15 protein-coding genes are annotated in these 13,917 nt (G+C 52.4%); 8 read left to right on the forward strand and 7 right to left on the reverse strand.

The window, feature by feature from the left end; all coding sequences use genetic code 11:
- Positions 1-4 precede the first annotated feature (4 nt).
- Both kdgT and sodA read right to left on the reverse strand, forming a co-directional pair.
- Positions 5-988, reverse strand: coding sequence for a 2-keto-3-deoxygluconate transporter (gene kdgT / locus HV041_RS19415; protein WP_048214013.1), 984 nt, complete (start codon positions 986-988; stop codon positions 5-7).
- A gap of 236 nt (positions 989-1,224) precedes the next feature.
- A complete protein-coding gene (sodA, locus tag HV041_RS19420; RefSeq protein ID WP_005121766.1) occupies positions 1,225-1,845 on the reverse strand; it encodes a superoxide dismutase [Mn] in 621 nt (206 codons plus the stop codon).
- A gap of 289 nt (positions 1,846-2,134) precedes the next feature.
- Here sodA and rhaT point away from each other — a divergent pair, with 289 nt between their 5' ends.
- Positions 2,135-3,169: an L-rhamnose/proton symporter RhaT gene (gene rhaT / locus HV041_RS19425; protein ID WP_061066964.1), complete on the forward strand. Its 1,035-nt coding sequence runs from the start codon at positions 2,135-2,137 to the stop codon at positions 3,167-3,169.
- Between the two features lie 89 nt (positions 3,170-3,258).
- Here rhaT and tssD read toward each other — a convergent pair whose 3' ends face one another.
- The 4 genes from tssD to rhaS form a co-directional block, all read right to left on the reverse strand.
- The gene (gene tssD / locus HV041_RS19430; RefSeq protein WP_101741964.1) at positions 3,259-3,738 is read right to left on the reverse strand and encodes a type VI secretion system tube protein TssD; all 480 of its coding nucleotides are present in this window, start codon (positions 3,736-3,738) and stop codon (positions 3,259-3,261) included.
- 186 nt (positions 3,739-3,924) lie between these two features.
- Positions 3,925-4,638 (reverse strand): hypothetical protein, encoded by a 714-nt coding sequence (locus tag HV041_RS19435; protein ID WP_121585280.1) that lies wholly within the window; start codon positions 4,636-4,638, stop codon positions 3,925-3,927.
- Between the two features lie 198 nt (positions 4,639-4,836).
- Positions 4,837-5,703: an HTH-type transcriptional activator RhaR gene (gene rhaR, locus HV041_RS19440; RefSeq protein ID WP_101741966.1), complete on the reverse strand. Its 867-nt coding sequence runs from the start codon at positions 5,701-5,703 to the stop codon at positions 4,837-4,839.
- Positions 5,704-5,855: 152 nt separating this feature from the next.
- Positions 5,856-6,704, reverse strand: a complete 849-nt coding sequence (gene rhaS, locus HV041_RS19445) for an HTH-type transcriptional activator RhaS (protein ID WP_048214016.1) — start codon at positions 6,702-6,704, stop codon at positions 5,856-5,858.
- Positions 6,705-7,007: 303 nt separating this feature from the next.
- Between rhaS and rhaB the strand changes: the two genes are divergently transcribed.
- From rhaB to rhaM, 5 genes are all read left to right on the forward strand, one after another.
- Complete coding sequence (rhaB, locus tag HV041_RS19450; RefSeq protein ID WP_101741967.1) at positions 7,008-8,477, forward strand: rhamnulokinase; 1,470 nt, start codon at positions 7,008-7,010, stop codon at positions 8,475-8,477.
- Complete coding sequence (gene rhaA, locus HV041_RS19455) at positions 8,474-9,733, forward strand: L-rhamnose isomerase (RefSeq protein ID WP_061066962.1); 1,260 nt, start codon at positions 8,474-8,476, stop codon at positions 9,731-9,733. The genes rhaB and rhaA overlap by 4 nt, the downstream gene beginning before the upstream one ends.
- Before the next feature lie 143 nt (positions 9,734-9,876).
- The gene (rhaD, locus tag HV041_RS19460; protein ID WP_121585279.1) at positions 9,877-10,701 is read left to right on the forward strand and encodes a rhamnulose-1-phosphate aldolase; all 825 of its coding nucleotides are present in this window, start codon (positions 9,877-9,879) and stop codon (positions 10,699-10,701) included.
- Between the two features lie 11 nt (positions 10,702-10,712).
- Positions 10,713-11,861, forward strand: a complete 1,149-nt coding sequence (gene fucO / locus HV041_RS19465) for a lactaldehyde reductase (RefSeq protein WP_121585278.1) — start codon at positions 10,713-10,715, stop codon at positions 11,859-11,861.
- On the forward strand, positions 11,858-12,172 hold the full coding sequence (gene rhaM / locus HV041_RS19470; RefSeq protein ID WP_048214021.1) for an L-rhamnose mutarotase: 315 nt from the start codon (positions 11,858-11,860) through the stop codon (positions 12,170-12,172). The genes fucO and rhaM overlap by 4 nt, the downstream gene beginning before the upstream one ends.
- Before the next feature lie 84 nt (positions 12,173-12,256).
- On the opposite strand, the gene HV041_RS19475 is transcribed toward rhaM, so the two are convergent.
- Positions 12,257-12,805 carry an XRE family transcriptional regulator gene (locus HV041_RS19475; RefSeq protein WP_003028726.1) on the reverse strand — a complete coding sequence of 183 codons (549 nt, stop codon included), beginning with the start codon at positions 12,803-12,805 and terminating at the stop codon, positions 12,257-12,259.
- A gap of 101 nt (positions 12,806-12,906) precedes the next feature.
- On the opposite strand from HV041_RS19475, the gene HV041_RS19480 reads away from it, so the two are divergent.
- Both HV041_RS19480 and HV041_RS19485 read left to right on the forward strand, forming a co-directional pair.
- A complete protein-coding gene (locus tag HV041_RS19480; RefSeq protein ID WP_048214023.1) occupies positions 12,907-13,566 on the forward strand; it encodes an AzlC family ABC transporter permease in 660 nt (219 codons plus the stop codon).
- Positions 13,566-13,889 carry an AzlD domain-containing protein gene (locus HV041_RS19485; RefSeq protein ID WP_061066958.1) on the forward strand — a complete coding sequence of 108 codons (324 nt, stop codon included), beginning with the start codon at positions 13,566-13,568 and terminating at the stop codon, positions 13,887-13,889. The genes HV041_RS19480 and HV041_RS19485 overlap by 1 nt, the downstream gene beginning before the upstream one ends.
- Positions 13,890-13,917 lie beyond the last annotated feature (28 nt).

Here is a 13,917-nt window from a genome sequence, read left to right on the forward strand (position 1 = left end):
CACGTTACTTCACCGCGTTGCGTATATCGATTGCCGCCGCTCTGGCTTTGGCTCTTTTCGACCAGATGGAGGTGATAATCGGCACGAGGATGGAGGTTACAATCACTGACGTCGCCACCAGAGAGGTTGCCGCCGGCGCCATGGGTTTGAACGCCGGAACCATTTCCGCAATCAGCACCGGCGTGGCAACGGCCGCGCCAGCAGAACTGGACGCCGCAATTCCCGCCGTACCATCGCCGCCGCCAATCAGTTTATCGGCAATAATCAGCGGGATACCGGTGATTATAATCACCGCCACGCCCAGCAGAATACCCAGTACGCCGGTCTGTGCAATCACGCTCAAATCAATGGTGTTACCTAATGCGAAGGCGAAGAAAGGGATCAGCGTCTGCACGGCCTTACTGAAGAATTCCCGCAGCTCAGGATCCAGATTACCCAGCGCAAAACCAATCAGGAACGGCAATACCGCCCCTACAAATACATGCGGTTCAAACGAAGCAATCCCGGCGGTTCCCAGAATCACCATGGTCATCAACGGGCCAGACTCCAGCGACATCAGGACAAACGCCCCAGCCTCTTCTTTGGTGCCGTACTGCTGCATAATCGAGGCATACAGCCCGCCGTTAGTCATATCCATTGCGGCCACCAGCGCCAGCGTGGACAATCCGGCAAAGAACCCCACTTCCACGCCATGTTCAGGAAGAATGCGCGATGCAATCGCCGCTACCACCCATGCGACCAGGATCTTGGTTATCACTAACGTGCCGGATTTACGCAGTACGGTTCCGGTTGCGCTCAGCTTAATCGATGCCCCCATGCAAAAGAACCAGACTGCCAGAATCGGCACCGTACCGGTGATCATACCGTTGGTAAATGAGCCGAAGTATTTCCCGGCGCCGGGGGAAAAGGTGTGACACAACGCGCCCAGAAACAGCGGCACCAACATCATACCGCCTGGGATTTTCTCTATCGTACGTTTGATCTGCATTTCCATCACCTGTAGACATAAAAATGGGGCAATTTTTATGGGCGACTGCATCTTGCTTTTGAGATGCGCCCGTCTTGATGAAAAGAAGATAGACATTCGCAGAAACTATAAAAGTGATCCCACTCGCATAATAAAACCTTGTTTCAATTTAAATGGATCATTGTTTTTATATTGATTTTGATCACAAAAAAGCCCCCGCAGGCATCGCTTGCAGGGGCTTAGTTAACGCGTCGAACTTATTTTTTCGCGGCGAAACGTGCAGCAGCTTCGTCCCAGTTCACCACGTCCCAGAACGCTTTGATGTAGTCCGGGCGACGGTTCTGGAATTTCAGGTAGTAAGCGTGTTCCCAAACGTCCAGGCCCACGATCGGGAAGCCGGAAGCGCCAGAGATAGCTTCACCCATCAGCGGGGAATCCTGGTTAGCGGTGGAAACAACAGCCAGTTTGTCACCTTTCAGAACCAGCCACGCCCAGCCGGAACCGAAACGAGTGGCTGCTGCTTTTTCAAATTCAGCTTTGAAGTTGTCAACGGAACCGAAGTCACGTTCGATAGCCGCTTTCAGGTCGCCCTGCAGCGTGGTACCGGTTTTCAGGCCTTTCCAGAACAGGCTGTGGTTAGCGTGACCGCCAGCGTTGTTACGCAGAACGGTTTTCTTATCCGCAGGCAGCTGATCCAGTTTGGTGATCAACTCTTCAGCAGACAGGCTCGCGAATTCAGGCAGGCTTTCCAGCGCAGCATTAGCGTTGTTTACGTAAGCCTGGTGGTGTTTGGTATGGTGGATTTCCATCGTCTGCTTATCGAAGTGCGGTTCAAGGGCATCATAAGCGTACGGCAGGGATGGCAGTGTATAACTCATAATCATCTCCAGTATTGTCGGGCGGCCAGTGTTAACGCCGCGTAAGCAGTTGGGTCATTATAGTTAATTAAATGATATTGAAAATGATTATCAATGCCGTACTTTTTACAGGGTCTTAATTATTCATCACCATTACTGAAGATGTGAGCCAAATCACCCAGTTAACGTGATGATTGCCAACAAGAGGACAAAGGCGGCAATCGTCAAAAGGTTAATCATCTGCGTAATTTTTAAACTCGTTGTGTCGGAGGGGTTATGACCGACGATAAAAAATAACGAGGATTCAGTCATGAGTAACGCGATTACGATGGGTATTCTTTGGCATTTGATAGGTGCAGCCAGCGCAGCCTGTTTCTATGCCCCGTTCAAACAAGTTAAACATTGGTCATGGGAAACAATGTGGTCGGTTGGCGGGGTCGTCTCCTGGCTTATCCTGCCATGGACCATTAGCGCCATGTTGCTTCCCAACTTCTGGGCCTACTTCAGTTCTTTTAGCCTCTCCACGCTGGCACCGGTATTTCTGTTTGGCGCGATGTGGGGGATCGGTAATATCAACTATGGCCTGACCATGCGCTATCTCGGCATGTCGATGGGGATTGGTATTGCGATTGGTATTACCCTGATTGTCGGCACGCTGATGACCCCTATCATCAACGGTAACTTTGATGTGCTGATCAGCACCGATGGCGGGCGCATGACGCTACTGGGCGTATTGGTCGCGCTGATTGGCGTGGGCATTGTGACCCGCGCAGGACAGTTGAAAGAACGTAAAATGGGCATCAAAGCAGAAGAGTTCAACCTGAAGAAGGGGCTGGTGCTGGCGGTAATGTGCGGCATTTTCTCTGCCGGGATGTCCTTTGCGATGAACGCGGCGAAACCCATGCACGATGCAGCTGCCGCGCTGGGCGTTGATCCGCTGTATGTCGCGCTACCAAGCTATGTCGTCATCATGGGCGGCGGTGCTTTAGTCAACCTGGGCTTCTGTTTTATTCGTTTGGCAAAAGTGAAAGATCTTTCGATAAAAGCCGACTTCTCGTTAGCCAAACCGCTGATCATCACCAACGTGCTACTGTCCGCGCTCGGTGGCCTGATGTGGTATCTGCAATTCTTCTTCTACGCCTGGGGCCACGCTCGCATTCCGGCGCAGTATGATTATGTCAGTTGGATGCTGCACATGAGCTTCTATGTCCTGTGTGGCGGTATTGTTGGTCTGGTGCTGAAAGAGTGGAAAAACGCGGGCCGCCGTCCGGTCAGCGTACTGAGCCTCGGCTGCGTGGTCATTATTCTCGCGGCAAATATTGTCGGTCTGGGGATGGCCAGTTAATCATTCGGGCTGCTGAGATGACGCCACTGGCTCGGCGTCATCTATCGTTAGTTTGATACACACAAATTTTTATTTGCCAGATTAATTTTTTAATAGGTAGTACGGTGATTCCATTCATCGGTATAGATGATATTACCATCGCAATGCTTCCAGGTGATTTTCTCGTAGCGAAGCAGTACCGTTTCAAGATGCGTACCTGTTGATGAGCCGGGATACAAATCAGGCGTGATGGACGTAAGCTTTACGTTGTGAAGAATGATGTTGAAATATTCCTTTTCAATCCCTGCTTCATTAATTGAGTACATTTTGATCGTCGCTGATTTGAGCGTAGCTCCGGTACTTAATGCTCTGTACAAAAAAGGTGTAACCCGGTCGAATTCTTTTTGAAACATGATGGGTGCATGAATTCGCGTACCCGTCAGGCGCCCTGTATTACTATCAACCGGGATATTGACGTTGTGAGTCAGTGATTTTATTTCAATAGCTCCGACACGTCCGACAACCAGAGATGAGCCTGACATAGGAGAACCATTTTCATCTGTTAGCCACAAATAAGCTGGGTTAGACATTTAAACTCCTTTTATTTAAACTTGGTGAACCGTGAAGTCAATCGGGGAAACAACCACATCAGAATAATAAGTGTAATTAATGTTAGAAATAAACAACATTTAGGGAACAGATGAAGCCATAATAAACCAAAGCCTATTACCAGAACTGGAAACACTACACCTTCTAATAAAAGTGTTATCAAACTCTTAAACACTAAAATTCCCCTGTAAAAAATCAGCTAAGTCATCAAGATTTGAGAAGAGTTGAGACTTTGCTCTGCTAATAATGTTGGAAATTGCTGGTTCAACAAAATAATAGAGCATTTCAAGCTTTGCCTGATATAAAATCCAATAATAATCTGAGTCTATTGCTTTTAGATGACGGGCAGCAAGCGCACACTTTTGTTGAACGCCGAAAAACTGAAGCACGAATACTGCTTGTGGTAGCTTTGCAGATAGACGTTCAACAATGATTTTAGACATGAAACCAGACTGAGACAACGCAAGAGAAGCCGCGGAAGCAAAAGCGTACCTGGTCCCTCCTGCAATATTCATATGAGAGACTATTGCTGACATTTTTCTGATTAACTGACGCGCCGAACCTTCTGGATTACCTTCATCAACATCATCACTTATCATTTTGAAGTACAAATAGAGCATATATGCAATTACATCACGATATCTATATATAGACTCGATGGAATAGAGTGTTCTTATTTCTTCAGTCTTTAACTCCTGACAAACATCATTGTATTGCGGTATAAAGCATGATGAATACCAACTAGCTCGCTCCATACCCGAATATATATCTGAAGCAACTCCCCGGGCTGACTGCAAAACTCCACCAACCGCATTCTGAGTGGCTAGCGCCAACTGCCTATCATTCTGAAACTTTACCCTTAAGTAATCAGATGCTTTCATAAAATATTTTTACGATCAGTGATAATTAAATAACAACATACTCCTGAGATTTGTACAGAAAAAGAGGCATTATTCCTATTTATATTCTATCAATCTTGGTAATCATTGTGGGGATTTCATTTACTAATGGTATGCACTACCCGATCTTACCGTCCTGAAATTCGACACTACCAGAGTAATTGCGATTATATACCATCTTCACAATAGATAATTATCTCCTATATTCGATGTACTGAGATGACGCCACTGGCTCGGCGTCATCCCGGTTTCCCGCGTAAATACCACCGAAAAGTAGTTACTGTCCTCAAAGCCGCAGCGCATAGAAATTTCACTGATCATCAGTCTACTGTGCTTAAGCAGATACTGAGCATGGCAAACCCGTACCTGGCGGAGATATTGATTGATGGTCATCCCTGTCTGGCTGCGAAACTGCTGACGCAAAACTCGCTCACTGCACTGTTCCTGCTCACAGAATTTATCCAGCGCAAAGGCATGTTCATGACTCCCGGCCAACGCGGTAATCAGCTTATCCAACAACGTTTCACTTGATGTCGCTGGCAGCGTATCCGTGGCGTAGCGGTGCCGCTTGAAATGAGTCACCAGTTGCCCAAACAGCAACTCGGCCATTTCAAAAGCCAGCGGGTCACGCTGATTACTCTCATGTTCAAGCTGACTAATTATCTGCCGGGCCTGGGACATACCCGCGCTGCCAAGCCGCCAGTGGGGCTGTCGCGGCGAGCCGTTAAATCCTGGGATCGCGCTTTCCCAGCCGACATTCAGCGTCAGCCGTTCCGGGCAGTAAATGATATTTTGCAGGACGAGATCGTTAACTGAGGTGTAGGAGTGTTTGTCTTCGGCACGGATATAAAACAGATCGCCGCGGGTTATCCGGTACGGGCGATCGTTGAGAACATGCAGGCCATTGCCGCGCCATACCATCACCAGCTCGCAAAACTCATGAGTATGTTCGGCAAACACATCCTGTGGGTAACGATCGGCCACCGCGACGGCCTGGTGGTCATTCGCAAAAAAGTCTGATTTCAGAAGGACCAGATGATTCACCATCACATCACCTCAACCTGAACGCTTGCCGGATGCGCTACGTTTATCCGGTCTACAAGGCATCCACGTAGGCCGGATAAGGCACAGCCGCCATCCGGCATAAAAGGGTATGATTATCAGCAAACGGACGGCAAAAAACGTTGATAGCTTTCGCGTTACTGGAGGCTGCTTCCAGTAATGACATCGCGTCCCTGTCGGATATCGCGCGGCGACCAGTTAAACTCCCGGCGAAACAGCGTCGAAAAATGGTTACTGTCACCGAACCCACAACGATAAGCGATGTCCGTCACGCTGTCATCACTGTGACGTAGCAAATGGCGGGCTTTGATAAGCCGTAGGCGGTTGAGATAGCGCTGTGGCGTCAGCCCGGTCTGTTGTTTAAGCTGGCGGTGCAAAGTCCGTAAAGAGAGCGAAAACTGCTCGGCTACAGCTTCCCAGCACACTTCGTCGGCAAAGTTATCCTCCAGCCATGCCAGTAGTTGGTTCAGTCGCGCATCATTATCTGTTGCCGCTTCCATCAGGCTGCTTTTACGCAACAGCACCAACAGCTGCATGAACAAGATCTCACGATTTGCCGCCGTTGGCGTATCCATTGCCTCTCCAAGATTTTCCATTTGCCCCACCAGATGCCGAACCTGCTGCAACACGCTCTGATTCACCCGCCAGTGTGACGGATATTGCCCATTCAGCTCCTGGGGTAACAACTGATTCAGCCCGGCCAAAAACTGAAACGCATCCGGGGAACGATACAGAATATTGGTCAGACACAGGTTGTCAGTATGTTCATATAAGTGTCTGTCATGATCGCGGACAAAACACACCGTTCCCCCGCTAATGGTATAAGGCTGTCCATTGAACACATGAATTCCCGTACCATGTTCAACCACTACAATTTCATGAAAATCATGATGATGTTCTGGAAAAGCAGGCTGAGGAAGCCGGGGCTCAATCGCCACGGGCGCTTTACCTGTCGGAAAAAAATCCACGCAATGCAATACGGTCATGATGACATCCCCCCCGATCAAATGAACATGACTGAATAGTAATTAAGGGTTATCACCCTCACCTTAAATTTTTGACGCCAAAGTGCGTAAACACGGTCAATTCTTCAAGAAATAGCGGGAAAGATCGGGAATTGCGGAAGGGGTCACATCAGGTGAAACCGTCCCCATTAGTAGAAACTGTGAACGCTATCACGCTCACCTTTGCCATGCTGCCAGCCGCGTATTGTCGCTGTCACTAACAAGAAGGTACGCCATTTCACGGGTTCTTAGACTGAGTGCAATGAAACTCAGAAGGACCTCGCTATGACTCTTCGCCATTGTGTCGCTGTTGATCTCGGTGCATCCAGTGGACGCGTAATGCTGGCGCGTTACGACAGTAAACACCGTACCCTGACACTGCGTGAAATCCACCGCTTTGTTAACTGTCTGCAAAAAACAGACGGTTTTGACACCTGGGACATCGATAGCCTGGAAAACGACATTCGTCTGGGGTTGAAGAAAGTCTGCGATCAAGGCATTCGGATCGACAGCATCGGCATTGATACCTGGGGCGTGGATTATGTCCTGATCGATAAAAACGGTCAGCGCGTTGGGTTGCCAGTCTCTTATCGCGATAGCCGCACGAACGGCATTATGTCGCGGGCCATGACGCAGCCAGGTAAAAGTGACATCTATCACCGTAGCGGCATTCAGTTTCTGCCCTTTAATACCCTGTATCAGCTCCGCGCGCTGGTCGAGCAGCAACCGGAACTAATCCCCCAGGTGGCGCATGCCCTGCTGATCCCCGATTACTTCAGCTATCGCCTGACCGGCGAACTGAACTGGGAATACACCAACGCCACCACCACCCAGTTAGTCAATATCAACACCGACGACTGGGACGAAACCCTGCTGGCCTGGAGCGGTGCCGACACAACGTGGTTTGGCCGCCCCACGCATCCGGGGAACGTAATTGGTTACTGGATTTGTCCACAGAAAAATCAAATCCCGGTGGTTGCCGTCGCCAGCCACGACACCGCCAGCGCGGTGATCGCATCACCGCTGGCCGATAAAAATAGTGCCTATCTCTCTTCCGGTACCTGGTCGCTGATGGGCTTCGAGAGCAGAACACCGTATACCAACGATGCGGCACTGGCGGCGAACATCACCAACGAAGGGGGCGCGGAAGGGCGCTACCGCGTGCTGAAAAACATCATGGGGCTGTGGCTACTTCAGCGCGTGTTAAAAGAGCGGCAGATAACCGACCTGCCTGCCCTTATCGCTCAAACCCAGGCGCTGCCGGCCTGCCAGTTTCTGATTAACCCCAACGACGAGCGCTTTATCAATCCTGACGATATGAGTGCGGAAATTCAGGCGGCCTGTCGTGAATCAGGCCAGCCCGTTCCTCAGCAAAACGCCGAACTGGCGCGCTGTATTTTCGACAGTCTGGCGTTGCTGTACGCCGATATCCTGCAGGAACTGGCTGAGCTTCGCGGCGAAGCATTTCACCAACTGCACATCGTCGGCGGTGGGTGCCAGAACGCATTACTCAACCAGCTTTGCGCGGATGCCTGCGGTATTCGCGTCATATCCGGGCCTATTGAGGCCTCCACGCTCGGCAATATTGGCGTCCAGTTGATGACGCTGGACGAGCTTAACAACGTCGATGATTTCCGTCAGGTGGTGCGTGCCAACTACGACCTGACCACCTTCATCCCCAATCCTGAAAGTGAAATTGCCCGCCACAAAGCGCAGTTTCAACCATTACGACAGACAAAGGAGCTTTGCGCATGACCACTCAACTTGAACAAGCCTGGGAACTGGCAAAACTGCGTTTCGCAGCGGTAGGTATTGATGTCGAGGAAGCATTACGCCAGCTCGATCGTCTGCCGGTCTCCATGCACTGCTGGCAGGGCGACGACGTAGCCGGATTCGAAAACCCGGAAGGTTCGCTCACGGGTGGAATTCAGGCAACCGGTAACTATCCGGGCAAAGCGCGTAACGCCAGCGAACTGCGTGCCGATCTGGAGCAGGCGCTGAGCCTGATCCCGGGTCCAAAGCGTCTGAATTTGCATGCGATCTATCTGGAGTCTGATACGCCAGTTGCCCGCGACCAAATCAAACCTGAACACTTCAAAAACTGGGTTGAGTGGGCGAAAGCGAACCAGCTAGGGCTGGATTTCAACCCGTCCTGCTTCTCACATCCGCTGAGTGCCGACGGTTTCACGCTGGCCCACGCCGATGACACCATTCGCCAGTTCTGGATTGACCACTGCAAAGCCAGCCGTCGCGTCTCGGCGTATTTTGGCGAGCAGTTGGGTACGCCGTCGGTGATGAACATCTGGATCCCGGATGGCATGAAAGACATCACCGTTGATCGTTTAGCGCCGCGCCAGCGTCTGCTGGACGCGCTGGACGAAGTGATCAGCGAGAAACTCGACCCGGCGCACCACATCGATGCCGTCGAGAGCAAACTGTTTGGTATTGGCGCAGAAAGCTACACCGTCGGCTCTAACGAGTTCTATATGGGTTATGCCACCAGCCGCCAGACCGCATTGTGCCTGGATGCGGGTCACTTCCATCCGACGGAAGTCATTTCCGACAAGATCTCCGCCGCCATGCTGTACGTGCCACGCCTGCTGCTGCATGTCAGCCGTCCGGTGCGTTGGGACAGCGATCACGTGGTGCTGCTGGATGATGAAACGCAGGCGATTGCCAGCGAGATCGTGCGCCACAACCTGTTTGACCGCGTACACATCGGCCTCGACTTCTTCGACGCCTCCATCAACCGCATCGCCGCGTGGGTGATCGGCACCCGCAATATGAAAAAAGCGCTGCTGCGCGCGTTGTTAGAACCGACCGGGCAATTGCGTCAGCTTGAAGCCAGCGGCGACTACACCGCACGCCTGGCTCTGCTGGAAGAGCAAAAATCGCTGCCGTGGCAGGCCGTCTGGGAGATGTATTGCCAACGTCACGACACGCCAGCGGGCAGCCAGTGGCTGGAAAGTGTGCGCGCTTATGAAAAAGAGATTTTGAGCAAACGTGGCTAACTGTGACGCCAGGCTTGTAGGCCGGATAAGACGCCCCGCGTCGCCATCCGGCAATAAATGAAACACGATTGCCGGATGGCGCTTCGCTTATCCGGCCTACGTAAGACCCGATAACGTTCGGGCAATAAATGGGAACACCGAACATGCAAAACATTACCACTTCCTGGTTCGTCCAGGGGATGATTAAAGCCACTTCCGATGCCTGGCTGAAAGGTTGGGACGAACGCAACGGCGGCAACCTGACACTGCGCCTGGATGAGGCAGATATTGCGCCATTTAGCGCCGATTTCCACGAAAAACCACGCTATATCGCGCTGAGTCAGCCGATGCCGCTGCTGGCGAATACGCCGTTTATCGTCACCGGTTCGGGGAAATTTTTCCGCAACGTCCAACTCGACCCGGCCGCAAATCTGGGCGTGGTGAAAATCGACAGCGACGGTGCGGGCTACCACATCCTCTGGGGCCTGACTCACGAGGCCGTACCGACCTCTGAACTGCCGGCTCACTTCCTCTCTCACTGCAAACGCATTAAAGCGACGAACGGTAAAGACCGCGTGATCATGCACTGCCATGCCACCAACCTGATCGCTCTGACCTACGTACTGGAAAACAACACCGCGCTGATTACCCGCAAGCTGTGGGAAGGCAGCACCGAGTGCCTGGTGGTGTTCCCGGATGGCGTTGGCATTCTGCCGTGGATGGTGCCAGGTACAGATGAAATTGGTCAGGCGACCGCCGAGGAAATGCAGAAACATTCACTGGTGCTGTGGCCGTTCCACGGCGTGTTCGGCAGCGGACCTACCCTCGACGAAGCGTTCGGTTTGATAGATACCGCAGAGAAGTCCGCTGAGGTTCTGGTCAAGATTTACTCGATGGGCGGTATGAAGCAGACCATTACGCGTGAAGAGCTGATCGCACTTGGCAAACGCTTCGGCGTGACGCCGCTGGCCAGCGCACTGGCATTGTAAGGAGAATAATGATGAGCTTTATGTTGGCACTGCCAAAAATTAGCCTGCATGGCGCCGGCGCGATTGCCGATATGGTGAACCTCGTGGCGAATAAGCAATGGGGTAAAGCGCTGATCGTCACCGATGGTCAACTGGTAAAACTGGGCCTGTTGGATAGCCTGTTTACCGCGCTGGATGAACATCAGATGTCTTACCACTTGTTTGATGAGGTGTTTCCAAACCCGACGGAAGAGCTGGTGCAGAAAGGTTTCGCGGCGTATCAGGACGCAGAATGTCACTACATTATTGCCTTCGGTGGCGGTAGCCCGATCGATACCGCTAAAGCGGTGAAGATCCTGACCGCCAACCCCGGCCCTTCTACCGCCTATTCCGGCGTAGGCAAGGTAAAAAATGCTGGCGTACCGCTGGTCGCCATCAATACCACCGCCGGAACGGCAGCAGAGATGACCAGTAATGCGGTCATTATCGACTCAGCTCGCAAGGTTAAAGAGGTGATTATCGACCCGAATATCATCCCGGATATCGCCGTGGATGATGCCAGCGTCATGCTGGAAATTCCGGCATCCGTCACCGCCGCAACCGGCATGGACGCCCTGACCCATGCGGTAGAAGCCTATGTTTCCGTTGGCGCGCATCCGCTCACCGACGCTAACGCGCTGGAAGCGATTCGCCTGATCAACCTGTGGCTACCGAAAGCGGTCGACGACGGTCATAACCTCGACGCCCGTGAACAAATGGCGTTTGGTCAGTATCTGGCGGGGATGGCATTTAACAGCGCTGGCCTGGGTCTGGTGCATGCGCTGGCACACCAGCCGGGCGCAACGCACAACCTGCCGCACGGCGTCTGCAACGCCATCCTGCTGCCGGTAATCGAAAACTTTAACCGCCCGAACGCCGTGGCGCGCTTTGCCCGCGTGGCACAGGCGATGGGCGTCGATACGCGCGGTATGAGCGATGAAGCGGCAAGCATGGAGGCCATCAACGCGATTCGTGCCCTGAGCAAACGTGTCGGTATTCCTGCTGGCTTTAGTTCGCTTGGCGTGACGAAAGAAGATATTGAAGGCTGGCTGGATAAAGCGTTGGCCGATCCGTGTGCGCCGTGCAACCCGCGCACCGCCAGCCGCGACGAGGTCCGCGAGCTGTATCTGGAGGCGTTATGATCCGCAAGGCCTTTGTGATGCAGGTGAATGCCGACGCACATGTTGAATATCAACGTCGGCACAATCCCATCTGGCCAGAACTGGAAGCGGTGCTGAAAGCGCACGGCGCCCATCACTACGCGATTTATCTCGACGAGGAGCGCAATCTGCTGTTCGCCACCGTTGAGATTGAGTCCGAGGAGCGCTGGAATGCCGTTGCCAGCACCGACGTTTGCCAGCGTTGGTGGAAACATATGCGTGACGTAATGCCAGCCAACCCGGACAACAGCCCGCTCAGCGCAGAGCTAAAAGAGGTGTTTTATCTGCAGTAAGTCGTGTGCCCGGTGGTGCAAGCTTACCGGGCACACGGTTTTATTTTTTGTAGGCCGGATAAGCGATAGCGCCCTCCGGCAATTTCAATTCTGCTCAGAAACCAGAATCGCCTGGGTGTCAGGCTCCAGCGCTTTAAAGATATGCGCCTGGTCAGCGGGGTAACAAATATAGTCGCCCTCGCCTAACTCCTCCGGCGCTTCCGTCAATCCCACCATCGCCTTACCCTGCGTCACGATAATATGTTCAACCGATCCCGGTGGATGCGGTTGTGAAATACGATCTGCGCCCGGTTGCGTCAGCAGCAGATAGATATCCCGCCGCGCGCCCGGTGGGCAGGCTGCCAGTAAAATAGCCTGATAGTGGGCCTGCTCAGCCACGACTTTTGTCCCTTCGCCACGGCGAATCACCTGCGTTTTTTGCTCCTGCGGTTCCAGTAATCGGGCAAAGGGGATATCCAGCGCCACACACAGCGACCACAGCGTTTCCAGGCTAGGATTACCATTTCCCGCTTCCAGCTGCGAGAGTGTCGATTTTGCAATTCCCGCGCGACGGGCAATTTCTGCCAGCGATAAACCGGTGCGCTGACGTTCACGCACCAGACTTTTCGCGATCATACTGATGGGTTGGGTCATTCTCGACTCCATGTTCTTTATATCGAACGAATCGTTCGGCTTGTAAATCAAACTGATTGTGTTCATTATAATGGAAACTCGTTCGATATGGCTAAAACGGTATGAAACATTATTTTTCCAGCCTCAAAGGCGACACGATTAAAGCGATATTTTTAGTGTGCCTGGCCGTCGGCGTGGTAGGCATGTCCTACGGTTCGCTGGCAATGGCTTACGGCTTCCCGATTTGGGTGCCCTTTGTACTCTCGATTACAGTACTGGCCGGGGCTTCTGAATTTATGTTTATCGGTATTATCGCCAGCGGCGGAAATCCGTTGGCGGCAGCGGCGGCCGGGTTACTGGTGAATGCCCGACATGTACCGTTTGGCGTGACGGTACGCGATCTGGTCGGCACTCGCGCCGCCAGCTTTCTAGGCTGTCATATCATGAACGATGAAAGCGTGGTGTTCGGCCTGTCGCAGAAAACACCGGAACAACGTAAAGCCGCCTACTGGTTATGCGGTCTGGGCGTCGCCATTTTCTGGCCGATTGGCACACTGATCGGCGCCGGTGTCGGCAAGCTGCTCCCGGCACCTGAAACCATTGGGCTGGATGCCGTTTTCCCTGCCATTTTGTTGGCCTTAGTGGTTCCGGCTTTTAAAAACCGCACCACGCTCATCCGTGCCTGTAGCGGGGCCGCATTGTCACTCGCTTCCGTACCTTTCGCACCGGTAGGCTTGCCGGTACTGCTTTCACTGTTTGGCTTACTGACGAGGAAAAAATAATGGGCAACATGACGCTGTTTATCGTCGGTATCGCCGTGTTATCTCTGGGAACCTATTTAATGCGTTTAGGAGGAGCAAAACTGGGAGGCCGTTTAGCCTTTTCTGAACGTTCACAGGCGTTGCTTTCTGATGCTGCAACGGTGCTACTGTTTTCCGTTGCGCTGGCAACCACCTTTTACGAAGGCGAACACTTTGCCGGCATGGCGCGCGTGCTGGGCGTGGCTTTTGCGGTGTTTCTCGCCTGGCGTAAGACGCCATTGATTGTGGTGATTATCGCTGCAGCAGTGGTAACCGCACTGCTGAGAATGGCGGGTATAAACTAAAAAAGCGCCCCAAGGGCGCTCTTTCGAC

Origin of the sequence: Citrobacter sp. RHBSTW-00029 (assembly GCF_014104295.1) — a bacterium.
GTDB classification, from domain to species: Bacteria; Pseudomonadota; Gammaproteobacteria; order Enterobacterales; family Enterobacteriaceae; genus Citrobacter; species Citrobacter youngae.